Source organism: Mucilaginibacter sp. A5337 (assembly GCF_059690695.1).
On the sequence record NZ_JCAWEC010000011.1, the window covers coordinates 100695 to 125940 of the forward strand.

Annotated in this window: 23 protein-coding genes; 12 read left to right on the forward strand and 11 right to left on the reverse strand. The window is 44.9% G+C overall.

Translation table 11 applies throughout. From position 1 onward, the window contains the following. Positions 1-56: 56 nt before the first annotated feature. From trpC to pdhA, 6 genes are all read right to left on the reverse strand, one after another. Positions 57-839, reverse strand: coding sequence for an indole-3-glycerol phosphate synthase TrpC (gene trpC / locus AC59JO_RS27265; RefSeq protein ID WP_413670260.1), 783 nt, complete (start codon positions 837-839; stop codon positions 57-59). A 408-nt stretch (positions 840-1247) separates the two neighbouring features. Then, on the reverse strand, positions 1248-1868 hold the full coding sequence (locus AC59JO_RS27270) for an anthranilate synthase component II (RefSeq protein WP_413670261.1): 621 nt from the start codon (positions 1866-1868) through the stop codon (positions 1248-1250). Between the two features lie 78 nt (positions 1869-1946). Beyond that, complete coding sequence (locus tag AC59JO_RS27275; RefSeq protein WP_413670262.1) at positions 1947-3356, reverse strand: anthranilate synthase component I family protein; 1410 nt, start codon at positions 3354-3356, stop codon at positions 1947-1949. Between the two features lie 247 nt (positions 3357-3603). After that, positions 3604-4029: a cytochrome B gene (locus AC59JO_RS27280; RefSeq protein WP_413670263.1), complete on the reverse strand. Its 426-nt coding sequence runs from the start codon at positions 4027-4029 to the stop codon at positions 3604-3606. Positions 4030-4327: 298 nt separating this feature from the next. Continuing rightward, positions 4328-5986: a dihydrolipoyl dehydrogenase family protein gene (locus AC59JO_RS27285; protein ID WP_497309437.1), complete on the reverse strand. Its 1659-nt coding sequence runs from the start codon at positions 5984-5986 to the stop codon at positions 4328-4330. 114 nt (positions 5987-6100) lie between these two features. Further along, positions 6101-7096: a pyruvate dehydrogenase (acetyl-transferring) E1 component subunit alpha gene (gene pdhA / locus AC59JO_RS27290; RefSeq protein ID WP_413670265.1), complete on the reverse strand. Its 996-nt coding sequence runs from the start codon at positions 7094-7096 to the stop codon at positions 6101-6103. A gap of 467 nt (positions 7097-7563) precedes the next feature. On the opposite strand from pdhA, the gene AC59JO_RS27295 reads away from it, so the two are divergent. Both AC59JO_RS27295 and AC59JO_RS27300 read left to right on the forward strand, forming a co-directional pair. Further along, a complete protein-coding gene (locus tag AC59JO_RS27295; RefSeq protein WP_091209810.1) occupies positions 7564-8169 on the forward strand; it encodes a C40 family peptidase in 606 nt (201 codons plus the stop codon). Positions 8170-8232: 63 nt separating this feature from the next. Continuing rightward, positions 8233-9378, forward strand: a complete 1146-nt coding sequence (locus AC59JO_RS27300) for a CapA family protein (protein ID WP_497309440.1) — start codon at positions 8233-8235, stop codon at positions 9376-9378. A 195-nt stretch (positions 9379-9573) separates the two neighbouring features. Here AC59JO_RS27300 and AC59JO_RS27305 read toward each other — a convergent pair whose 3' ends face one another. Beyond that, complete coding sequence (locus AC59JO_RS27305; RefSeq protein ID WP_413670267.1) at positions 9574-9762, reverse strand: hypothetical protein; 189 nt, start codon at positions 9760-9762, stop codon at positions 9574-9576. 94 nt (positions 9763-9856) lie between these two features. Between AC59JO_RS27305 and AC59JO_RS27310 the strand changes: the two genes are divergently transcribed. The 3 genes from AC59JO_RS27310 (at position 9857) to dinB (ending at position 12839) form a co-directional block, all read left to right on the forward strand. After that, positions 9857-10804, forward strand: coding sequence for an SPFH domain-containing protein (locus tag AC59JO_RS27310; protein WP_090534803.1), 948 nt, complete (start codon positions 9857-9859; stop codon positions 10802-10804). Positions 10805-10829: 25 nt separating this feature from the next. Continuing rightward, entirely contained in the window at positions 10830-11387 is a 558-nt protein-coding gene (locus AC59JO_RS27315) for a DUF922 domain-containing protein (protein ID WP_497309443.1), read from the forward strand. 333 nt (positions 11388-11720) lie between these two features. After that, positions 11721-12839, forward strand: a complete 1119-nt coding sequence (dinB, locus tag AC59JO_RS27320) for a DNA polymerase IV (protein ID WP_413670270.1) — start codon at positions 11721-11723, stop codon at positions 12837-12839. 200 nt (positions 12840-13039) lie between these two features. Here dinB and AC59JO_RS27325 read toward each other — a convergent pair whose 3' ends face one another. Beyond that, complete coding sequence (locus AC59JO_RS27325; protein WP_497309445.1) at positions 13040-14869, reverse strand: FAD-dependent oxidoreductase; 1830 nt, start codon at positions 14867-14869, stop codon at positions 13040-13042. A gap of 93 nt (positions 14870-14962) precedes the next feature. On the opposite strand from AC59JO_RS27325, the gene AC59JO_RS27330 reads away from it, so the two are divergent. Then, positions 14963-15499: a YfiT family bacillithiol transferase gene (locus AC59JO_RS27330; protein WP_497309447.1), complete on the forward strand. Its 537-nt coding sequence runs from the start codon at positions 14963-14965 to the stop codon at positions 15497-15499. Between the two features lie 443 nt (positions 15500-15942). Next, positions 15943-16257, forward strand: coding sequence for a low molecular weight protein tyrosine phosphatase family protein (locus AC59JO_RS27335; protein WP_497309449.1), 315 nt, complete (start codon positions 15943-15945; stop codon positions 16255-16257). A gap of 12 nt (positions 16258-16269) precedes the next feature. On the opposite strand, the gene AC59JO_RS27340 is transcribed toward AC59JO_RS27335, so the two are convergent. From AC59JO_RS27340 to AC59JO_RS27350, 3 genes are read right to left on the reverse strand one after another with little or no spacing between them, the layout of a single operon-like run. Next, positions 16270-17355, reverse strand: a complete 1086-nt coding sequence (locus AC59JO_RS27340; RefSeq protein ID WP_497309451.1) for an acyl-CoA dehydrogenase family protein — start codon at positions 17353-17355, stop codon at positions 16270-16272. 34 nt (positions 17356-17389) lie between these two features. Then, positions 17390-18022, reverse strand: coding sequence for a nicotinamide riboside transporter PnuC (gene pnuC / locus AC59JO_RS27345; protein ID WP_413670275.1), 633 nt, complete (start codon positions 18020-18022; stop codon positions 17390-17392). 10 nt (positions 18023-18032) lie between these two features. Next, a complete protein-coding gene (locus AC59JO_RS27350) occupies positions 18033-20486 on the reverse strand; it encodes a TonB-dependent receptor (RefSeq protein ID WP_497309454.1) in 2454 nt (817 codons plus the stop codon). Positions 20487-20978: 492 nt separating this feature from the next. Here AC59JO_RS27350 and aspS point away from each other — a divergent pair, with 492 nt between their 5' ends. The 5 genes from aspS to AC59JO_RS27375 all read left to right on the forward strand — a co-directional run bounded on the left by aspS (position 20979) and on the right by AC59JO_RS27375 (position 24992). Further along, the gene (gene aspS, locus AC59JO_RS27355) at positions 20979-22724 is read left to right on the forward strand and encodes an aspartate--tRNA ligase (RefSeq protein WP_497309456.1); all 1746 of its coding nucleotides are present in this window, start codon (positions 20979-20981) and stop codon (positions 22722-22724) included. Positions 22725-22786: 62 nt separating this feature from the next. Beyond that, a complete protein-coding gene (locus tag AC59JO_RS27360) occupies positions 22787-23251 on the forward strand; it encodes an FKBP-type peptidyl-prolyl cis-trans isomerase (RefSeq protein ID WP_413670278.1) in 465 nt (154 codons plus the stop codon). 79 nt (positions 23252-23330) lie between these two features. After that, the gene (locus AC59JO_RS27365) at positions 23331-23786 is read left to right on the forward strand and encodes an FKBP-type peptidyl-prolyl cis-trans isomerase (RefSeq protein WP_497309458.1); all 456 of its coding nucleotides are present in this window, start codon (positions 23331-23333) and stop codon (positions 23784-23786) included. 23 nt (positions 23787-23809) lie between these two features. Then, the gene (locus AC59JO_RS27370) at positions 23810-24277 is read left to right on the forward strand and encodes an FKBP-type peptidyl-prolyl cis-trans isomerase (protein WP_413670280.1); all 468 of its coding nucleotides are present in this window, start codon (positions 23810-23812) and stop codon (positions 24275-24277) included. 115 nt (positions 24278-24392) lie between these two features. Continuing rightward, a complete protein-coding gene (locus AC59JO_RS27375; RefSeq protein WP_208864663.1) occupies positions 24393-24992 on the forward strand; it encodes a MiaE family protein in 600 nt (199 codons plus the stop codon). The last annotated feature ends 254 nt before the right edge of the window (positions 24993-25246 follow it).

The following is a 25246-nucleotide window of genomic DNA, read 5'->3' on the forward strand; positions in this document are numbered from 1 at the left end:
GCACACCTTCCGCAGCCGGCAGCATTATGCAGTACGCGGAGAGTAATCGTTCCGGTTTATAACAAAGCCACAAAATCGCGCATGGCCTGTCCCGGATCCTGCTGTTTCATAAAGGTTTCGCCAATAAGGAAACCATTGAAACCTTCCAATTTAAGATGGCGGATGGTTTCGGGATCGCTGATGGCGCTTTCCGAGATCTTCATAAACTCGGCGGGGATGTGTTTGGCTAATTTGTATGAGGTTTCTACCGATACAGTAAAATCGGCCAGGTTGCGGTTATTTACGCCAATAGCATCCAGATTAGGGTTGATACTCCGTTCCAGCTCTTCCTGGTTATGTACCTCAAGCAATACATTCAAGCCTATACTTTTGGCAAGTTTGGCCAGGGTGTCAATTTCGGCAGGAGTAAGTATGGCGGCTATCAACAGAATAATATCGGCACCTAATGATTTAGCTTCTATCACCTGGTACTCATCAATCATAAAATCCTTGCGCAAAACAGGGATGCTATTCACCGAACGGGCTTTCACCAGGTCGGCTTTGCGGCCCATGAAAAAATTGCGGTCGGTCAAAACAGAAAGTGCCGAGGCTCCGGCTGCAGCATAATCGGTAGTAACGGCACTAACCCTCACTTTGTCATTAATAATACCTTTTGATGGCGATTTACGTTTAAACTCAGCTATAATACCGGTACGTGTCGGGTCAAGTAAAAACTCTTTAAATGAATAAGTATCGCGGTGAAAATGTTCCGACTCTTCAAGTACAGTGTACGATGTACGTTTTTTTGCCGAAGCAACCTCTCTTTTTTTATTGGCAACTATTTTATCAAGTATGGTCATAAGATCGAAGTACTAATATTTTACGTCATTGCGAGGAACGAAGAATCTCGTAGCTGTAACTGTACAATATGCTTTTCATGCTACGAGATTGCCACGCTATCGCCTATAATGACACAACCGTAAGTTGTTGATTATTAAGTATATTTTTAAGTCTGTTTTGTAATATGGGCGTTGCCTGCGGCCCGGGCTATCCGCTGCAAGTCCTCGCCTTTCCTGCTCGCAAACCCAACCCGCGCTGTGGGCTTTACGCTTCTATCCCTAACGCGGCCCCCGCGCAACACCCCTAAAACATAGCATACACATCATAACATTTTTTTTCAGGATTTTCCTGATAATTCCTCGCAATGACATATATAGATTTATTTCTTTAACAATCAAGGCGAACAAAGTTATCATTATTCCTTAAAACTAAGCCTTTAGCCAGTTTTGCATCATTTCTTTACCATAATCGGTTAGGATAGACTCAGGGTGAAACTGTACCCCCCTTACATCGTATTGTTTATGTTTAAGCGCCATGATGGAGTTATCGGCTTCATCAATAGCAGTAACCTGTAATGAATCGGGCAGATCATTACCACTTACCACCCATGAGTGATAACGGCCAACTTTAAAACTTTCGGGTAGTCCAACAAAAAGCTCCTCTTCGCCATCGGTAACTTTTATAGGCGTTGCTATACCATGCATCGGCTGATTGAGGTTGTACAAACTGCCGCCGAATGCTTCGGCAATGGCCTGCTGCCCAAGGCATACGCCAAATATGCTCTTAGTAGGTGCATACTTTTCTATCACATCCAGCAGCAAACCAGCTTCTGAGGGTATGCCCGGCCCCGGCGAAAGGATGATTTTATCAAAAGCCTCCACGTCCTCAATGGCAAACTGGTCGTTCCTCCAAACCTCACACTCCAGGCCAAGCTCGTTAACCAAGTGCACCAGGTTATAGGTAAAGGAATCGTAATTATCTATAATCAGGATTCGCCCCCCCCGCCCCCTAAAGGGGGTGCCTTGATTAGTATTTGTGTTTTCGTTCATTGTATTTATATCTTAAAACTATCTATATAACTTCTTTGTCCACCATTATTCCCCCTTTAGGGGGTTAGGGGGCGTCGCCTACAACTCCTCCGCCAACTCAAAGGCCCTTCTTAGAGCCGAGATCTTGGTATCAACCTCCCGCAATTCGCTTTCGGGTATTGAACCGGCTACTATACCCGCACCGGCCTGGTAATGCAACGTATTGTTTTTACTTAAAAACGAACGGATCATAATGGCATGATTAAAGTCGCCGTTAAAACCCAGGAAACCAATCGCGCCGCTGTAAAAGCTTCGTTTGATGTTCTCATTTTCGTCGATGATCTCCATGGCCCGGTATTTGGGAGCGCCACTTAATGTGCCCGCCGGATAAGTATCGGCCACAACTTTAAATGCCGATGCCCCAGGTTTAAGCTTACCGCTTACATGCGATACGAGGTGAATCAGATGCGAATAATATTGTACCTCTTTAAATGCTTTAACTGTCACATTTTCGCAATGGCGGCTCAGGTCATTACGGGCCAGATCAACCAGCATTACGTGTTCTGCCGATTCCTTGGGGTCATTCTCCAGGTTACGGGCCAATTCGGCATCTTTCTCGTCGTCACCGCTGCGTTTAAATGTTCCGGCTATCGGGAAAATATTGGCTACATTATTTTTTATGGTGATCTGAGCCTCTGGTGATGAGCCGAATATCCGGAAATCGCCGAAATCAAAATAAAACAGGTATGGCGATGGATTAATAGAACGCAGGGCCCGGTAAACGTTAAACTCATCGCCCAGGAAGGTACGCGAAAAAGCTCTTGAAGGCACTATCTGGAAAACGTCGCCACGGTAAATGTGCTGCTTCATTTTCTCCACTATAGCAATGAACTCATCACCGGTGAGGTTTGATTTTTCATCGCCATTGCTTTTGAAACTGTATTCGGGAAAGTTTTTGTTTTTGATGAGGTATTCCAGCTTTTCGATGCCGCCGTTGGTTGGAGCGCCTTCGGGCTGGTTGTGGAAGATGTAGAGTTCGTTCTTAAAGTGGTCGATAGCGATGATGTACCTGTAAATGTGATACTGCATCACCGGTATTTTACGGTCGGTATTATCGCTTTGCTTTAGTTTAATGGTTTCATAATGTTCAACCGCTTCATGGGTAAAATAGCCAAACAAACCATTGGTGATCATTTTCAGCGGCAACGAATCCGTTTCAAAACTGCCTATGAAACTATTGATCTGTTCTATCAGCTCAAATGTGCCGGGCTCAAGCGTTTCGTGACTGCCATCGGGGTACTGCTTTTTCAGCACGCCGTTGTTCAGCACTATGCCGCTTAAGGGCTCACAGCAAATGTAGCTGGTACTGTTTTCGCGGCTGTGATAGTCAGAGCTTTCCAGCAGCAGCGAGTTGGGAAATACATCGCGCAGGCGAAGGTAAATGCTAACCGGCGTGGTGGTATCCGCCAGTAGCTTTTTATAAGTGGTAGTAATTTTAAATGTGCTCATGTTTATTTTCAAAATATCTTAAAACAAAAAACCCGGCGAATTGGGGTCGCCGGGTTTCCTATTTAGGTTCACAATTGATTAGGTTGTCTCTGATCAAAAAGCGCAAGCCGGCTGCCAATTTAATTGGTGCCACCAGCTGTTTTTATGTGTGTTTTTAATCATCGCGGTCACAAATTTATAAAGAAATTTGAATTGTCAAATTTTTTGTGAAATTATTTATTTGCTAAATCCTATTAGCTACGTAGAATTACTGTGGAATAAGCATTATACCTACCGAAATAAGTACAATCCCTATCAAATAAAAGATAGCGATGGCTTTATGCTTAGCCTCGGGCAGTGTAGCTTTCTTTGATTTGCTATGCCCGATAGTGATAAGCGCGATGGCAATGAGCATAATCACCCAGTGCTCTACAGTCCAATAACGGGTGATAGGATTTGTCATAGTGTCCTTACTAAACTGCACCATCGGGCTAATGAAAAACAGGATGATGCCCAGTAAAAATTGAGTATGCACCGAGATCATGGCAAACAGGTTAAGTTTGCGGTTTCCCTCGCCGTAAGGTCTTTTACCCAGCCAACCCATAAACGCGCGTACAAGGGCCAGCAATACCAGTACTATAACAATGTACCTGAAACCGGAATGGAATTCCTTAAAAAAGCTATAAAGTGTCATACATCAAAATTTTGCCGTGAATATACGCATATAGGTCATTGAAGTCATTAGGTCATTGTGTCATTTTTTGCAGATATGTGTTTGTTTTGATCTAATAATGTCATTGCGAGCGCAGCGTGGCAACCGCACGGAAGCATAGTCGCCCTGCATAGCATGCGATTGCCGCGTCGCCCCATCGCACAGGCCCACCGCGCTCCTCGCAATGACAAGGCTTTTATTCTCAGCACAAAACAAAAAAAGCGATGAGCCTAAACCCATCGCTTTTCAAAATCCGAAATCGAAAATCCGATATCCGAAATTATATCAGCAGCCTTACCGGCTCTTCTAATAATTGTTTTAATGTTTGCAGGAAGGCAGCAGCTGTAGCACCATCAACCACGCGATGGTCGGCGCTCAGGGTAACCTTCATAATGTTGCCAGGTACTACCGCACCATTTTTAACAACCGGAACAGCCTGGATACCGCTTACAGCAAGGATACAAGCATTAGGAGTGTTAATGATAGCAGTGAACTCGTCAACACCAAACATACCAAGGTTTGAAATGGTGAAAGTTGAACCTTCCATTTCGTTTGGCTGTAGCTTTTTAGCTTTTGCTTTGCCGGCAAACTCTTTCACTTCAATCGAAATGTGGCTTAAAGACTTACCATCGGCAAATTTGATAACCGGAACCAATAAACCTTCGTCAACAGCAACGGCAACGCCGACGTGAACGTGTTCGTTGGTGCGGATCTTATCACCCAGGAATGATGAGTTGATAGCAGGGTGTTGCCTTAAGGCAACGGCGCAGGCTTTAACAACAAAATCATTAAATGAAATTTTAACCGGGGCAATCTCATTCATACGGGTACGGGCAACAATAGCCTGATCCATATCAATGGTCATGGTTACATAGAAATGCGGAGCAGTGAACAAGCTTTCGCTTAAGCGGCGGCTGATAGCTTTACGCATTTGAGTAACCGGTCTTTCGCTAAATTTCTCTTCGCCGGTAAAGGTTGGCAATACGATTGGCGCTTTTGCAGCAGGTGCAGATGCAGCAGCAGGTGCGGCCTCAGCGGCAGGAGCAGCAGCCGGCTTAGCAGATGGTGTATATTCTTCAATATCCTTTTTGATGATACGGCCGCCTTCAGCGCTACCTTTTACATCATTAAGGTTGATGCCTTTATCTTTAGCTATTTTACGTGCAAGCGGAGATGCTTTTACGCGACTGTCATCAGATGAGCTTTCAGTTGCAGTAGCAGAAGCAGTTGCTTCAGCAGCTTCAGTTTTAGTTTCAGCAGCAGGTGCAGCTTCAGCGGCAGGGGCCGAACCACCATCCTGTAATAATGGAGTGATGTCGGTACCTTCTTTACCTACTATAGCAATGATATCATTTACTTTAGCAGCTTCGCCTTCTTTAACACCTATATATAATAAAGTACCGGCTTCATAACCTACAACCTCCATGGTAGCCTTATCGGTTGCCACATCGGCCAATGAATCATCTGCTTTTACTTTATCGCCAACTTTAAAGTTCCATTTTTCAATGGTGCCCTCGGTCATGGTGTCACTCAATAACGGCATGCGGATAACCACAGCCGGGATGCTTGACAAATCAACCTTTGGAGCGGTTGGTGCCGGAGTAGCGGCTGGTGCTTTATCAGCAGCAGGAGCAGGTTCTTCGGCCGGTTTAGCAGCAGCGCCGCTGCCAGCCTGATCAAGTAAAGATTTGTAATCTTCGCCTTCTTTACCTAAAATGGCAATAACAGCGTCAACCGGAGCAGCAGCACCTTCCTGTATACCGATATACAGCAATGTACCATCCTGGTACGATTCAAAATCCATGGTAGCTTTATCAGTTTCAATCTCGGCCAATACATCGCCAGATTTAACCTTATCGCCAACTTTTTTATGCCATTTAGCCAATACCCCTTCGGTCATGGTATCGCTCATCTTAGGCATTTTTACTACTTCGGCCATATACTATTTATATGTGTTTAATTTTTAGTAATTTTTTATTGTCCGAAAGTCTGGTGTCCACAGTCCGAAAGTTTTTGATTATTAACTTTGGGCTTAACACTCCCGACTTAAAACTTAGTCCCTGATGTAAGGATAATCTTCCTGAACATATACATCGGTATACAATTCGGAAGCATCAGGCCATGGTGACTCTTCAGCAAATTGTACTGCTTCATCAACAATAGCTTTGATCTTAACATCCATTTCATCAAACCATGCTTCATCAGCATATTTTTCGGCAAGGATAGTTTGTTTAACGGCTTCAATAGGGTCTTTTGCTTTGTAGCTTTCCAACTCCTCTTTAGTACGATACTTTTGCGGATCGGACATAGAGTGACCTTTGAAACGGTAAGTACGCATTTCAAGGAAGGTTGGGCCTTCACCTGCACGTGCACGCTGAACAGCTTCGTCCATTGCTACGTGAACCGCAGCTGGATCCATGCCATCAACCGGTGACGAAGGGATACCATAAGGCAAACCTAATTTATAAATATCAGTTTGTGCGGTAGTACGCTCAACAGAAGTACCCATAGCGTAACCATTGTTTTCGCAAACAAAAATTACAGGTAACTTCCAAAGCGCAGCCATATTAAAGGTTTCAGTAAGCGCACCCTGGCGTACGGCGCCATCGCCCATGTAAGCAATGTTTACAAACTCAGTACCTTTATATTTCTCGGCAAAAGCGATACCGGCACCCAGTGGCACCTGACCGCCCACAATACCGTGGCCACCATAAAAATTCTTTTCCTTATCAAACATGTGCATAGAACCACCTTTGCCTTTTGAGCATCCGGTAGCTTTACCATACATCTCGGCCATAATGGCTTTTGGAGTTACACCTTTAGCAAGCGCGTGAGCATGGTCGCGATATGCGGTGATCAAACTGTCTTCAGGTTTAATTACAGACATAGCTCCGGCTAAAACAGCCTCCTGCCCAATATACAGATGGCAAAAGCCCCTGATTTTTTGTTGTCCGTATAACTGTCCTGTTTTTTCTTCGAACCTGCGCATCAATAGCATCTGTTCGTACCACATCAGGTAGGTGTCCTTGTTTATTTCGATTGAACTCATGTATTAAACAACCTTTTTGGAGTAAAGCGCAAATCTAATTATATCCTGCAAAATATCGAAACCTCAAGCAAATTGTTGCAAAATTTTATTTGGTGGCCTTAAAGCGTGTCTGTCACCGCTAAACCAGGGTTTTACAGGTTTGGCACAGCTAATCCGGCTAAAATAAAACTTAAAAAAACACACCTATGGGCAATAAATTATCGTTTTACGAAGTTTTAGATAATGTGTTTTTATCTAAATGCCCCAAAAAGCGCTTAAATAATTACAACCAAATTACATTGGTTATCGTACAAGAGCCTGTTTATTAAAAGGATGTGCAATAAAAAGCGCTTTTTTATATTTTTTGAAAAATAAGGAGCATTTATTTGCAATTTTAAAAAATATAAATAGTTTTGTAGAGCACGATAGACATAGTGTCTGATTTAATAAACAATTTGTTGCCCTAACTCAACAAACAAACTGATTAAATGAAGAAATTTGCCCTGGCTATTGCCTTACTTTTCAGCGTCGTAGCTTCACAAGCTCAAACAAAAAGTGCCCCGAGCACCAGTGATGACAACAAAGACGACCAGGAAAGTTTAGGTAAAGCATACTTTTCCCAAATTATGGGAGTTGCTTTATCTGCTACCTCAAACATGAAACTCTTTCACTTTGTATATGATTGGATTGGTACCCCTTACCACTTTGGCGGAAGCTCAAGAAGAGGTATCGACTGTTCGGCCTTTACAAAAGAATTATACAGCGAAGTTTTTAACCTTGATATCAAACGTAACTCACGTGATATTTTCAGCATGGTTAACCCTGTTGCTAAAGATGAGTTGAAAGAAGGCGACTTGGTTTTCTTTAAGATCCACAGCCGCAGCATTTCGCACGTTGGTATTTACTTAGGCAATAATAAATTTGCTCACGCCTCATCAAGAGGTGTAGCTATCAGCAGCCTTGACGATGCTTACTACAGCCGTTTCTTTTATAAAGGAGGCAGGTTGTTAGCTTCATTTAAAGATGAATTTAAAGGTTCGGCATCCACGGGTAACAACGATATGGGCGACGACGTAGACGAAAGCAAGAACTAAACGATTTTGAAATAAATAAACTAATTTAGTCCTCTCATCCTCAATGAGGGGATTTTTTTTATAATGAGATTTTTATTGCTTACAGCAGCCGGCCTGGCGCTGTTTTTACAGGCGTGTAACCATCCGCCAAATAAAAAACAAATACTGGCCCCTGCTCCTAAACCTAAACCCGATACCGCAACAACAGCTACCGCCGCTGTTCAGCGTGATTCATCCATATCCATAGCCGCCGTTGGCGATATGATGCTAGGAACATCCTACCCCAATAATTACACCCTACCTCCCGATAGCGCCAAAAACAGTTTTGCTGTTATTGCCGGCGAATTGAGAAATGCCGATGTAACTTTTGGGAACCTTGAAGGGAGCTTACTTGATGGCGGAAATCCCGCCCACTATAAACTGCATCAACGAAGCAAAGCTTATTTATTCAGAATGCCTACTGCCTATGCCGGTGTTTTTAAAGATGCAGGTTTTAATTTATTAAGCCTGGCCAATAACCATATTGGCGACTTTGGCGATACCGGCCGCATGAGCACTACACATGTATTGGATAGCATAGGTATTAATTATGGCGGCTTGCTTAGCCACCCCTCCACAGTATTTGAACGCAATGGCATTAAATACGGCTTTTGCGCCTTTGCCCCCAATGCCAACACCTTACCAATCCTTGATCTTAAAAACGCCTCCCGTATTATCAGCGAATTGAAACAACGCTGCGACATCCTTATTGTGTCATTTCACGGCGGCGGCGAGGGGGTAGCTTATGAACATGTGCCCTTTGCTATGGAATCATTCATCAGCGAAAAGCGCGGTGATGTGAATGCCTTTGCACATAATGCCATTGATGCAGGTGCCGATATCATATTGGGGAACGGCCCGCACGTAAGCAGGGCTATGGAAGTTTATAAGAACAGGTTGATCGCTTATAGTCTCGGTAATTTTTGTACTTATAAATCTGTGAGCGTGGCTGGCGTTTGCGGCCTGGCCCCCTTGCTAAAAGTAAAACTGAACAAAAAGGGAGAGTTTTTGAATGGACGCATTATATCACTAAGGCAGGCGCATGATAAGGGCTTGGAGCTTGATACGCTTAACAGGGCCGCCATCCGGATCAGGCAACTTACGGAAGCCGATTTCCCCAATGCCGGGTTACTGATATCCGATACAGGTGAGATCAGCCTTAATCCTGTTATTCGGAGCGAGAGCCTGTAAATAGTAAAGTAGGGCAGGAATTGAGCGCCGTATCGACTCACCCCAACATCGCTGCGCTCGTCACCCCTCTCTACGCAGGCATAAAGAGGGGATTTTTATCTTTACCCTCTTTCCGCCAAAGGCGAAGAGAGGGTGGTCCAGCGTAGCGCAGACCGGGTGAGTAAGCTATGCGATTTGCAAAGCACGCTAACCTATTTAAGCCGCTTCATCTTTAGTATTCCGCACCAGGCTTATCCCTGTTGAAAAGAAGATGAGTGAAATGATCCCTATTACTACCATGGTAGTTACTTGTGCACTATGGTTAATGATAGCTATACCGGTGTAAATGAGACCGACCATACCAAGCACGCTCAGTATGGTTCCGAATGTTCGTTTTAAGTTCATGACGGGTGTGATGTTTTTTATGAGCATTTTTTAAAAAACAAATAACACACCAATAATTAATGCTACTTTTATTTTAAACATAATAAACCAAACCATGCCCGAATCATTTGGATCATTGATAACAATCATCATTTTCGTTGTTATCCTCATTACCATTTTTACTTCGTTTGTGTCTGTAAAACAGGGCACAATAGTCGTAATAACCGTGTTTGGCAAATACCGCCGTATCCTTACACCGGGATTAAACTTCAAGATCCCTTTTATCGAAAACATCTATTCCAAGATCTCCATCCAAAACCGCTCTGTGGAGCTGGAGTTCCAGGCAGTAACTTACGATCAGGCCAATGTTTACTTCAAAGCTATGCTACTGTACTCGGTACTGGATCAACAGGAGGAAACTATCAAGAACGTAGCTTTTAAATTTGTTGATGAACGCAACCTGATGCAGGCCCTTATTCGCACCGTTGAAGGCTCGATCCGCGCTTTTGTAGCAACCAAACGCCAAAGCGAGGTACTGATATTACGCCGTGATATTGTTGAACACGTAAAAGAGCAACTGGATGTGATACTGGAAGGCTGGGGCTACCATCTTCAGGATCTGCAATTGAACGATATCACGTTTGATGATGTGATCATGAAATCAATGAGCCAGGTAGTAGCATCCAATAACTTAAAGGCTGCCGCCGAAAACGAAGGCCAGGCCCTGCTCATCACCAAAACTAAGGCTGCCGAAGCAGAAGGTAACGCCATTAAAATTTCGGCACAGGCCGAGCGGGAGGCGGCACAATTACGCGGACAGGGTATAGCGCTGTTCCGCGAGGAAGTTGCCCGCGGTATGACCGTGGCCGCTAAAGAAATGGCCGAGGCCAATATGGATACCTCGGTGATATTGTTCACCATGTGGACAGAATCCATCAAACACTTCTCCGAAAACTCGAAAGGGAATGTTATTTTCCTTGATGGCTCAACCGATCAGATGCAACATACGTTAAAAGAAATGATGGCCTTAAACCTTTTACATACCGACAACGTCAAAAAGTAAAAGTTTAAAACCGCCATTTTTTTAAATGAAAAGAAATATAGTGAAAGGGATAGGCCTTGCGGCCATGTGTTTTTTAGGGGTGATCACGCCGGCTTCGGCGCAATCATTTCATCAGCTTACCGCCAATGATTTTTGGGGAACGCCGCGGGCCAATGCCGGCGGCGTTGTAGCTTATACCAATTGCACCATCGATTACCGCTACCAGGCCCGGCGTGAGGGCGGAGGATACCGGCTTAATTTCAACATCAGGCTTATCCTCAACAACAGCAAGTCTTGGTTAGACAGAAGTCGGGTTAGTACCCCACAGCAAATGACCGAGATATTAAAGCATGAACAGGGTCACTACACTATCGCCTTTTTAGAGCAGCAGGAATTGTTACACATAGTAAGCCGCACCCGTTTCAGCAATAATTATAACTACGAGGCTATGGCCATCTTCAACCGCATAGATGCCAAATACAAACAGCTTAATACTGATTATGATGAGGATACAGCCCACATGACTGATCGTAAACAACAACATAGCTGGGATCTGTACTTTCAGCAAAAGCTTAAATTTTTGCCGGAGGATACGGAGAGTTAGTTTCTCCTTTGCATATTCAAGCGTCCTTCGCTTGAATAATAGGGCAGGTAAGCGTCCACGCTTACTTTACAAATCATTATCATTATAGTAAGCGTGGACGCTTACCTGCACAAGCCTCAACTTAAACCTGCTAACCTAATCTTGCGCTCGTTTGCAACGAGCGCTTAATATGGTTGGGCGATTGTATCGCCTGTGCGTTATAAACGCAAACCCAGTTATGCACTCGTTAAAAACGAGCGAGTTAAGAAGAATCGGAATATAGGCGCAAACGCTTAACCTGCTATCAACACTTTGCAGCAACCCTGCAACCCGCCTATATTTGCGTTCACCGGCATGACTGAGCAATCACCCATTATCCACCGTAAAATTATCCATATTGATATGGATGCATTTTATGCGTCGGTTGAGCAGCGGGATTTTCCCGAATATCGGGGCAAACCATTGGTTGTTGGTGGTTTGCCTGAAGGGCGTGGAGGGGTGGTAGCTACCGCCAGTTATGAGGCCCGGAAGTTTGGGGTCCGGTCGGCAATGTCATCGAAAAAGGCCTTGCAGCTGTGTCCGCATGCTTTGTTTGTACGGCCCAGGTTTAATGTTTACCGCGAAGTATCGCAGCATATCCGGGAAATTTTTAGCCGATATACGGATTTGATCGAACCGCTTTCCTTAGATGAAGCTTACCTTGATGTAACTAACGACAAGAAAGGTATTGGCTCGGCCATTGATATTGCCAAGCTCATAAAACAGGCCATTAAGGACGAATTGCAGCTTACCGCATCAGCGGGAGTATCTATCAATAAATTTGTAGCCAAAATAGCATCCGATATCAACAAGCCCGATGGTCTTAAATTTATTGGTCCGTCAAGCATCGAGAATTTTATGGAGCAGCTGCCTGTCGAAAAGTTTTTTGGCGTGGGCAAGGTGACCGCTCAAAAAATGAAGCAAATGGGTCTGCATACCGGGGCTGATTTGAAAAAGCTTGAAGAGAGTGAACTTACCCGTCACTTCGGTAAAGTGGGGAGGTTTTACTACCAGATAGTGCGCGGCATTGATAACCGCGAAGTGCAACCCCATCGCGAAACCAAATCCCTGGGCGCTGAAGATACTTTTGCTTACGATTTGACTACGCTGGAAGAGATGGAAGCCGAGCTTGATAAGATAGCTGTCACCGTACACAATCGGCTGCTTAAATATGAATTGAAAGGCCGCACCATCACGCTCAAAGTAAAATACCACGATTTTAAGCAGATCACCCGCAACCAATCATTCCCAACCCCGATAAACGACCTGGAGACCATCAGCAATACGGCCAAACAACTCATGGCGGTTACAGGAGTTGATGACGTGAGAGTGCGTTTGCTCGGTATTTCACTTTCAAATTTTGGGGAGATAACAATTAAGCAACGGGATGACAAAGAGCTTGGGCCGGGGGATCAGTTGGAATTGGAGTTGTAAGTCATTTCCCCGGGCCGTGTTCCCACGGCTCTTAAATTTATGTTCGACTTGCGCTCGTTTTTAACGAGTGCTTAATGAGGTTTGGCGTTTGTAACGTAAGCCCATGTTAAGCACTCATCGCAGATGAGCGCAAGAGAGTATACAGGGCGGATTTGCTTCCATGCGATTGCCACGCTGCGCTCGCAATGACATTTCTAACACTAATTCACCATCCGCCCCGCAATATCCACCGAGCGGGCAAAAGGATTAAAAAACCTGTTGGCCAAGATGGCAAATTCCCGGCGGGTTACTGGGCGTTTCAGATCAAAAGGAGATGCAAACTTATATTGCTCCTTCCAGGCCTTCTGCATAGCGATTTCCAATGTGTGCGGATCAGTTAAAGTGGTTTCGCTGATAAATGACAATAGATTGCCTATGGTGAATACCGGGCCCGGTTTTTCTTTATTGAACCACAAAAAACCGCGGGTATAAATTTCTTCCAGGGTCGGTTTTATTTCGGACGTCGCTACTAATGAATCAGGCTGAAACAGCAAACGCGTGGCATTGCCCTCTGTTTTATGCACTCCTTTTAATAATCCGGAAGCACCTATTTGCTGGATCGCCCTGAAGTATGGGTCGGTTGGTTTAACGTCTGTAAAAGGCATGATCCAGGCTTTAAAATCGAGCAGTTCACCCTGAATGATCCGCACATTTAAGTTTTGTGCAGTCGTTTTAAAAAATGCGCAGAAAGCTGCTGTTGCACCGGCACCCTGCCCAATAGCCATTTGTACGGAAGGATACATGGTACTGGCATTTACCAGGTGCGTTACCGACATGGCTTTTTCCGTTACCAGTAAATTATCCAGGTCTTTAAGCACAATGGCACCCAGCGGCACTCCATAAGCAGGGAAAGGCGGGTAATTGACTTTCGGAGCCCCGGCATCGGTATAGTGCTGTCCCGGAGAGGCATCGCCAACGGCAATCGCTGTACGGTAAAGTTTCGATTCGCGGTCGTATGGTTTATACACATCATCCAGCATCATCCTTACTAATCCTTTCGTCGCGCGACCGGCCTCGCGCAGATAGGGGATATATGGCAAATGATCGGGCGTGGTAAAACCATCGTCCAAACCCAGGTTTTTGTAGCCCAGTTCGGTTTGTAAATAGTATATCAAACCCAAAGTATGCAGGCGCGCTTTGGCATAAAAAGCCTCCCGGTTTTCGGGTTTTAAATTATCTGCGGTAACGGGGAACTGGTTCCCGCATTCGGCCCATTTGATCATGTATTTATCATTGGGTAACCTGCCATCATCAAGCATTTTTTTAATATTCTTCCCTTTAAGGCAGGCGTACACCGCAGCATCATATCCCTCGGGTCGGGGAATAGTTTTATCGGCCGAAGTGCCAAAATCCTTCAAAATGGCAATCCAGGTAAGGTCCTGTAGCTGTGCCGATTCACTATCAGGCGCCAGGGCCTCGGCAGTTTGTTTTTTACTCTCAAAGCCATAAATGTAGGTTTCGCCTGCTTTGGCAGCTACATCGCCGGTTTCGGTGGCGTCAATTACAACTTTTGCTTTTACGGTCGTGGTTTTTCCGTCGATGGAAATGCTTACGTCCCAGCCGGTACCATCTTTTTTAATACCTGTAAATGGGCTGTTTAATTTTACGGTGAGATTTTTAACCGTATCTGTTATTTTTTTAAGGATGGCTGCGCCGGTATAGGGTTCAAACCTTAATGTAGCATTGTAAGCAGTATCATAACCCGGTGTTTTGCTGTAAAAATCCCTAACCCTGCGCCTGAATTCGCCCCAGATACCTGTTGGTAAATTGCGGTTGCCGTCAATAACGCACATTCCGCCCGATGTCATACTGCCGCCAAGCCAGGGGCCTTGCTCAACCAGCATGGTTTTTAGTTTACTTCGCGCACCCTGTATGGCTGCCGCCGTTCCGCTTGCGCCTCCGCCTATTACTAATATGTCGGTTTTAATGGTTTGTGCGAAGGAGAGCGTACAGTTAAAAACAAAAAGTACGGCCAGTAACTTTTTTATCATCAGTTAAATTAACAATCTACAGAACGCTAAAATAGGTCAAAAGCTTGTGGTAGTATAAAATAATACCTAATTTAAATTTTTTTAACAATTATGATGACAGACGAACAAATGAAATACCCTATCGGGAAGTTTGCCCCCCCGGCTTCGTACACCACCGAAGATATGCGCGGCTGGATAGAAGATATTGCTACCCTGCCGGGGAAGCTGCGTCATGCGATTGCCGGCCTTAATTACCAGGAGCTGGATACCCCATACCGCCCCGGCGGCTGGACACTGCGCCAGGTGATCCATCATTTGGCCGATAGCCATATGAATTCCATCACCCGCTTTAAGCTTGCCCTTACCGAAAATAACCCAACCATAAAGCCATATGAGGAGGCTGATTGGGCACTGCTGCCAGATTATCGCCTGCCGGTTGAGCCGTCATTAAAAATGCTGGAAGGCATCCACCAGCACTTTGTGGCCCTGTTTGAAAGCTTTACCGAAAATGAATGGGCGCGCACGTTTGTACACCCGGCGTCGGGCGAAACCATATCGCTAAAAAAAGGCCTTGCTACTTATGCCTGGCATAGTAACCATCACCTGGCGCATGTGACTGAAACGGTGAAAAGGATGGTGAAAGTGAGCTGAAAGCCGAAGGCTAAAAACTAAAAGCTTTTAAACGATGTGGGCATTTTAATTGCCTTTTAATAATTCATGTCATTGCGAGGAGCGAAACAGGATGAGCCCGGGGTGCGACGTGGCAATCGCATGCTATACAGGGCGACTATGCTTCCGTGCGATTGCTTCGTCGTTCCTCCTCGCAATGACATTTTTATTTAATCCCCAATGCTCAACCTCCTTTTCATTTGCAGTAAAAATCAGTGGCACAGCCCTACGGCCGAGGCTTTATTCAGGAATCACCCTTTATGTTCCCTCAGGGTCTCTCGCAGAGGACCCTGAGGTTCATCGCGCGTTTTAAATATCTGTCAAGCAAATTTGAACAGCGAATCTGCATGGCGTATACATCAGGGTCCTCTGCGAGAGACCCTGATGGGACATTGATGACATATTCTTTAAATAACCGAGAATCCATGCCCAACCTCCTTTTCATTTGCAGTAAAAACCAGTGGCGCAGCCCGACAGCCGAGGCTTTATTCAGGAACCATCCTTTGCACAAAGCTTCATCGGCGGGTACCAGTGATAAAGCACGGATAAGGGTAAATCAAAAAATGATCGACCGGGCTGATGTAATCTTCGTGATGGAGCAGAAGCATAAGGAACTACTGAGGCGGCGTTTCAGCATAGATGGCAAACAACTGATTGTGCTTGATATTGAAGACATCTACCAATTCAATGATCCCGAACTGGTAGCTATTTTAAAGAATGAGTTGAGTAAATATCTCTAAGTAAACACGCCTTTACCGCTCAAACGTAAGCAACGAATGTTGCCCCGCAGTATGCAGATCCCGCCATACCTGGTTGATTTCCGTATCAGGGTTTGCTGCCGATAATCCACAATACGTATAAAGTTTATCTACGCTGTCTCTTGATGCTTTGGCCAGTTTACGACTCATGATACTAACTTCATTCAAGCCGTTATTATCAGCCGATTCAAAGTTATCCCATGAATAATCTAAAGCCTTGTAAAAAGCGGTGCGGATTTCATTTACCAGTATAGTTTGTTCGACCAATAGTTGTTGGATATATTTTTTTTGAGGCTCGGTTAACCGGGGATTTTTCATCCTTTCATCAAAGGCAGGCCCACACAGATCAAGGAAATGAACTGCCAGGCCCGACAGGTTGGCGGCCAGCGTTGCTTCGGCTAATTGCAGAAACGGATAACGATATAAAGGTTCATTAACAACCGTATATTGGGGATCTATCTTAAAGCAACGGTTTTTATCAACGTATAAGTCTTTTACCTCATAGGCATCGCTGCCGGTAGCTATCATGCCTACGTATTTCCAGGCCGGAAAAACGCGCACATCTTTTTTATCGAAAACGAAAGGTAAAACCAGCGGCTCGCCACCATCATTTACAACCATTTCATCACCGTTTTTGATGAAGCAATTTGCGGTGATGTGGGTTGCATGATGCGCCCCGCTGGCATATTTCCAGGTACCGTTAATAATGTAGCCATCACCGCTGATGGTAGCCGAACCTGTTGATGCACCGCTGCCTGCCAGGCACAATCGCGGATTGGCCATGATCTCTGTTGCCAAACCGGCATCCAGAAAACCACCAAACCAGCCTGCGCCACTGCACAAGGTTACCACCCAACCCAGACTACCATTGGCCCAGGCCAGGCTTTCCTCCAGCCGAACCATTTGCGGTAAGGCCAACTGTAAGCCAGAATATGCCTGCGGTACTAAAAATTTAAACCAGCCCTGCTCATAAATAAGCGCCAACTGATCGGGTTGTAACTTACCCGCCTGCTCAGCTGCCGGGGCTGCTTTACGGATGATATCAACCCATTCGGGTTTTAAGTTTTGTGATGGATGCATTGTAAATTCCTGTTTTAAGTAGATAGCCTAACCGCTAATCTCCAACCACTAATCTCTCTGCCTCCACTTGTTTCTTCCACTCAAAATATCCCCATATCGCTACAATAAACAGAAAAATGGTGAGCATGGCAAACATGGGCAGCTTTTTGTAAAACAGCAACGGCACGGCAAAAAAGTTGGAAATGTTCAGAAAAATCCAATTCTCCATTTTACGGCGGGCCAGCAGCCACATGCCTGCCCAGGCAGTTGATGATACCAACGCATCCCAGCCGGGCACGTTAGATGGCGTGAAATATTTAGCAGGCAGGTTTTTGATCATGAAATAAAATACCACCCACCCAACAATGCTAATCGCCAAACTTATAATCCATTCGTTTTTGGTGGAGTAGGTGATTTTTACCGGAGGCTCATTACGTTTTTTTATCCAATAGATCCAGCCATAAACGCTCATGACAATATAGTACCCGTTCAATACCGATTCGGCATACAGGTGAACATCCATCAGCAGGTATATGGATATGGCCGTACCCAGGATACCTGCCGGGTATAGCCATATATTATTTATACGGGCGAGCAGCACTTCGGTAACACCCAGCGCAACAGCAAGCCATTGCGGCCAGGTGGTTTCCTTTATTTGTTCAATGAATAGCTCTATCCAATGATTCATACTTGCTCAATTAAAACCCTAAACTTAGCGAAGCCATAAAGTTTCGCGGAGCTTGCGGAAAGTAATAGTTATAGTTAATTACGTGCCCGCCCTCTATATCCGGATAGGTAGCGCCGTTGTTCTCATATTTCTCGCTAAAGATATTGTTAACCTGCAGGCCAACAGTTATGTTTTTAACCGAGCGAACGCTGAAGCTGTACCTCAACCTTACGTCGTTCACAAAAAAGCTGTTTAGTTGGCGGTTGGCAGCATAAGGATTTGCAGCGTTATCAGGAGCAATACCAAAGCCTTCGGGATTACGGTTCATGGTATTATCCAGGTACTGTTTGCCAACATATTTGCTGATAAACGCTATTTCGCCTCCTTTTATCGGGCTGTAACTGATCACGCTTGAACCTGTAAGTGACGGTGAATAAGCGATATCTGTTTTCGCAAATGTTTCCTCAACAAGGGCTCCATTATCGTAGTTTGAGAAAAACTGCTGATAGTTTTTGATCTTGTTGGTGCTTAGGGTTGCGGTAACGCCCCAGTTTAATTGCGGGGTGATTTTCACTTTTCCGCTAAACTCCAGGCCAGCGCGGTAACTGTCTTTTACATTGGTACGCACGGGGCTGCCTACATCATTCAGCGAACCGGTTAATACCAACTGGTTTTTATACAACATATAAAAGCCATTCAGCTCTCCGCTGAAAACAGAAGAGCCAAAACGATAGCCGGCTTCAAAATCTTTCAGGTTTTCAGCTTTCGGTCGGTTTTGCGGAGGCGACTGAACGTAGTCGTCACGATTGGGTTCATGGTTGCCTACCGCGAAGGATGCGTATACATTGCTATGTTCGTTAAACTGATAAGTAACACCCGCTTTGGGGTTAAAGAAATTTAACTGCGCAGTTTGCTGGGCATTGTTGAGGTTTTTATCTATACCATAAAATGAGTAGTTGATATGACGGTATTGCATATCAGCATACAGCAAAAATTTGTCGACATGCCATTCGGCCCGGCCAAAAATATTGAAATCCCTCTTTTTGGCATCGTCACGATAGTATTGATAATTAGGGCCAACGCCTATACTTTCCTCGGCAGAGATGATATTACCATAATGCGCGCCTTTATATTCATTGTATGCGCCGCCCAAATTAAAATTAAGTTTGGTAGTAGGCTGATATTTTAAGGCATAAGTAACACCATAAAAGTCGTTATTAAGCCATTGGCGGCGTACCAGGTTAGTGGTTTTAATGGTATCGGTGCCATAAATAACCGGCGTTAAACCATAATTGCTTACTGCGTCATCTTTCTTATACTCCTCGTAATAGCCTTCGCCATGAGTATAGTGCAAGGCACCGCTGAATGATAACTTGTCTGAAAACTTTTTGTCATACAGTAACTGGTAATGGTTTTGCAGGTAATCATCAACCTCGTCTTTATAAAACGCGTTGTTGCCCATGTAGCCCAGCTCATTATACGTGCGGTTATCGGGGCGAGTATCATCACCTATCACATAATCAGCCACGCCGTTCCAGGCCTGGTAAGTGCGCTCGTGGCCCGAGAACACATTAAGCCTTAATGTGCTGTTATCGCCATAATAAGCGCCGCTCACAAAAAATGATTTTAAACGGGCAGATGCACGGGCGATATATCCGTCAGATCGGATACGTGACAGGCGGCCATCAATGCTAAACCTGCCGCCAAGCAAACCGGTACCTACACTTACTGTATTTTTTAATGAACCGTATGAACCTGCCGAATTATCAAGCTGGGCATAGGCTGTATCACGGCGGGTGGCCGTTTGCACGTTAATACTACCACCAAAAGCACCTGCGCCATTGGTTGAAGTACCCACACCGCGTTGAATTTGCAGGTTATTGATAGAAGAAGCAAAATCGGGCAGATCAACAAAGAATGCCCCCTGGCTTTCAGCATCATTTAATGGGATGCCGTTAACCGTTACGTTAATACGCGACGCGTCTGAACCCCTGATCCGAATACCCGTATAGCCAATACCTGTACCCGCATCAGAACTAACCACAACTGATGGCGTTTGATTAAGCAGGTAAGGCAGATCCTGCCCAAAATTGTTTTTCTCCAGATCTTTTTTGCTGAGGTTGGTAAACGCGGTTGGCGCGTTTTTACCTGCACGGGTTGCAATTACGGTTACTTCATCGGTAGTAAAAGTTCCAGCGCCCAAAGAAAAATTGAGGACTGCGTTTATATTGAGTACCGTATTTTTTACCAGCGGCTGATAGCCGATATAACTGGCCTTAAGGGTATAATTGCTTTTTTTAAGATCATTAAAGCTATACTTACCGGCAGCATCGGTAACCGTGCTTAGCTTCGGGTTTAAAATAGTAACAGTTGCGCCGGGCAGTGCTTCGCCGGATTGGTTGGTCACTTTCCCCGAAATGGAAAGCTGGGCTGATGCCATAACAGGCAGCAGCAGGGCCATTGCGGCCACAAATAAATTTTTCAAAATGTGTAAAACAAAAACTTGAGTTAAACCATCTGCATGCCAGGGAGAAGCAGCAGTACACTTAACTTATTTACCTTTATCCCTACGCCGGCATTATCCGGATCAGGTGTGGCCGCCCCCCGCCCCCTGAAGGGGGAGTAAATAGTTTCTAAAGTTTTGCTTCAGATTTATTACTCCCCCTTTAGGGGGCTGGGGGATGACCTGGGTATGATCTCAGCCCGTCTTTCAGTTTGGTAAAACAACCTGCAGTTTGTTTTGCAACCAAAGCAAGGCACCCCTTGAGAATTGTATTGGAGCAAAGATAGGATTCTAAGTCCGAAAGTCAATAGTCAGCAAGTCCGAAAGTGTTTTTGGGCGGTGTAAGGAGGCCAAAAGCGAGTAAATCTGTATACATGGCGGGCAAAATGCGGCAACTTTCGGACTTTTCCGACTTTCGGACTTTCGGACTTACAACTAAAACCCTACTTTAGCAAACTTTTATAAAACATTGCTATGCTTAGAACTCATACCTGCGGCGAATTAAATATCAGCCATTTAGGCCAAACCGTTACATTATGCGGTTGGGTACAAAAATCGCGCGATTTGGGCGGTACTACTTTTATCGACGTGCGCGACCGTTATGGTTTAACCCAATTGATATTTAACACAGATACAGATGCTACGCTGCGCGAAAAAAGCCGTGAACTTGGTCGCGAGTTTGTGATCAAAGTTACCGGTAATGTAATTGAACGTGCCAGCAAAAACACAAAGATCCCTACCGGCGAAATTGAAATCGCTGTTACTGATATCGAAGTGCTTAACGCTGCCAAACTGCCCCCGTTCCTGATTGAGGACGAAACAGACGGCGGTGAGGAGTTACGTGCCAAATACCGTTATCTTGATCTTCGTCGTAATCCTATCCGCAATAACCTGGTACTTCGCCACAAAATGGCGCAGGAAGTACGTAAATATTTAGATAAGCTCGACTTTATTGAGGTAGAAACCCCGGTATTGATCAAATCGACTCCGGAAGGTGCGCGCGACTTTGTGGTACCAAGCCGCATGAATGCGGGCGAGTTTTATGCCCTGCCGCAATCGCCTCAAACTTTTAAGCAATTGTTGATGGTGAGCGGTTTCGACCGTTATTTCCAGATCGTAAAATGTTTCAGGGATGAGGATCTGCGTGCCGACCGTCAGCCTGAGTTTACCCAAATTGACTGCGAGCTTTCATTTGTGAGCCAGGAAGACATCCTGAATATATTTGAAGGCCTTACCCGCCACCTATTCAAAACTGTAAAAGGTATTGACCTGGGCGAGGTTCCACGCATGCTGTATTCGGATGCAATGCGCTTATACGGATCGGATAAACCGGATGTTCGTTTCGGGATGGAGTTTGTTGAGCTGAACGACATTGTTAAAGGCAAAGGCTTCAGCATCTTCGATAATGCCGAACTGGTTGTTGGTATCAATGCCAAAGGCTGTGCAAGCTATACCCGCAAACAGGTTGATGAACTGACCGAATGGTTAAAACGCCCTCAAATTGGTGTAACCGGTATGATCTATTGCCGCTACAACGAAGACGGCACCCTGAAATCATCGGTTGATAAATTTTACAACGAGGACGAGCTAACCAATTGGGCAGCCGCATTTGGCGCTGAAAAAGGCGACTTAATGCTGATCCTGGCTGGTGGTGCCGATAAGGTACGCAAACAACTGAACGAATTACGTTTGGAAATGGGTAGCCGTTTAGGCCTGCGCGATAAAAATACTTTTGCACCACTGTGGGTGGTTGACTTCCCACTATTGGAGTGGGACGAAGAAAGCGGCCGTTACCATGCCATGCACCATCCGTTCACTTCTCCAAAACCAGAGGATATCGCCCTGTTAGATACCGAACCGGGAGCGGTACGTGCCAATGCTTACGATTTGGTGATCAATGGTACTGAAATAGGCGGTGGTTCTATCAGGATCCATGATCGTAGCCTGCAATCACTGATGTTCAAGCATCTTGGTTTCTCGCCGGAAGAAGCACAAAAACAATTCGGCTTCCTGATGGATGCTTTTGAATATGGAGCACCTCCGCACGGCGGTATCGCTTTTGGTTTCGATCGTTTGGCGTCGATATTCGCAGGATTAGATTCTATCCGCGATGTGATCGCATTCCCTAAAAACAACTCGGGCCGCGATGTGATGATCGATTCACCATCAACCATTGCCGAGGCGCAAATGACCGAGCTGAAAATCAAAACAACGGTTTAATTAACCCAGGCATATACTGAGCCCCCTTTACCGCAAAGGGGGCTTTTATTTGGATATCCATCATGAAAAAATACCTTTTATTGCTAAGCGCGGTTATCATTACGCTGATGATGTCATGCGATAACACTGCGAAATTAAATCAGGCTAAACAGGCGCGTACGGACGATTCTTTGATCCGTATTTATCTGAAAGCCAATCCACAGATCAAGGCTCAAAAAGATCCTTCAGGAATTTATTACCAGATCTTGTCTGAAGGTAAGGGTGCTCATCCGAAAGATAACTCACTGGTTACTGTAAATTATACCGCGGCATTATTGAATGATATGGTGGTTGACAAAGGCAATGGTTATTCGAGCCCGCTTGACCACCTGATTAAAGGCTGGCAAATAGGTATCCCGCTGGTGAAAGAGGGAGGTTCTATATTACTTATTGTGCCTTCACGCCTGGCCTATGGCGCTAATAGTCCTGGCCGTATCCCCGAAAACTCGGTACTGGTATTCTCCGTCGATTTAACAGAATTTAACTAATTCTGCTAAAATAAGTTCAATTATTGTAGCGTTCTGTAGCTTTTGCCCGTCAAAATAATTAAACAGAACTGTTAATTAAATGAAGAAATTTCTATTATTCGTATTCGCCCCATTGGTGATCTTCGCCTCATGCTCAAAAGACAAATTCGACGCCGCAAAACAGGCAGCCGCAGACGACGCCGCCATTAAAGCTTACATTGGTACAGATACCGCCTATCACGCCACAAGTGATAATTCAGGTGTTTATTACAAAATAGTAACCCAGGGAACCGGTGCCAGGCCAACCGCAACTTCAACAGTTAAAGTAACATACACCGGCAAACTATTGAATGGAACCACATTTGATTCTGGTACTATTAACCAAAGCCTGCAGGGGCTTATTCCTGGTTGGCAATCTGGCCTGCCATATGTTAAAACAGGCGGCCGCATTATTTTGGTAATTCCCTCGCGAGAAGGGTACGGCAATACTGCAGCTGGCTCAATTCCTAAAAATTCGGTTTTGGTATTTACGATTGATCTGCTTAGTTTTAGTTGATTTACCAATCACTAAAACCCAAAATGAGAAAAACCCTGTTGCTGCTATTGTTTGCGCCGCTATTGATCCTGTCTGCATGTTTTAAAGATAAATCGGCCGATCCGCAGCAAAATGTCCTGAACGAGGATGGCAACATCAAAATTTATCTTGCAGCACACCCCGAAATCAGCGCTACAAAAGATACTTCAGGGCTTTATTACCAGGTTATCGCGCCAGGAACTGGTACTCATGCCGGCCCCAATGCAACAGTAACCATCGACTATTCGGGACAGTTGCTGAGCGGTGTAAGTATAAACGGACAAACCGATTACAGCAATAAGCTCAATGTTTTGTTAACCGGATGGCAGATAGGGATCCCAATGATTGCCGCAGGCGGAGAAATCCTGCTTATTGCACCTTCCCGACTTGCATATGGTGTTTATGGCACCAGCCAGATCCCGCCTAACTCGATAGTGATTTTTGATATCAAACTTAAAAAAATAGAGCAGTAACAAAATAAACATAAAGGCCGTCCATAAAGATGGCCTTTATTATTTAAGACAATCGCAAAAACAACCTTTTGCCTTTAACCTTTATCCTTTCGCCTCTATCAACTATCTTTGCATTGTGAGCGAGAAAACCATTTTAAAACTGCAGTTGCCTACCGATCCGCTTTGGGTTAAAAACGTGGTAGAGAGCAATATCGAAGAGATTTTGACCGACCATGCTTTTTGCGAACAAAAGGCCGCCAGTAATGCTATAACTTTGATTGTTCAAAACCCCAACCTGAGCGAGCTGGTGCAGGAGATGGCCCTGTTGGTACAGGAAGAAATGGACCATTTTAAACGCGTACATGATATTATACTGGAGCGTGGTTATATTCTTGGCCGTGAGCGCAAGGATAATTATGTGAACGAGCTCCGGAAATTTATCATTATTGGTGGTGGCCGCGAAGCCCAGCTTATTGACAGGCTACTGTTTTCGGCCATGATAGAGGCGCGGAGCTGTGAGCGCTTCAAGGTACTGTCTGAAAATATCAATGACGACCAGCTGGCTACTTTTTACCACGAACTGATGATCAGTGAAGCCACTCATTATTCCATGTTCATTCGCCTGGCAAAAAAATATGCCGAGGAAATTGATGTTGAGGCCCGCTGGAAACAGTTCCTGGAATATGAGGCCCAGGTAATTCAAAATTACGGTAAGGGTGAAACTATCCATGGGTAAGTTTTGAACCGCAAGTACTATGCCTTAAGTCTGTAGTTCTAAGTCAGAAGTTGTTAGCTTTTTTAACTTTCTGTCTTTAACGTCCCATCAGGGTCCTCTGCGAGTTTAAGTTTACCCACAAAATCGCTTGTCGTTTAACAGTAAGCCGTCGTGTTTTGCCCCTCCGGGGCAAAGGATATGTCTCGTCCTAAAAAAAGTTTACAGGTTTTAAGATAATCCTGTTATGTATTTACAGGTTTGATAATGTCCTGAGA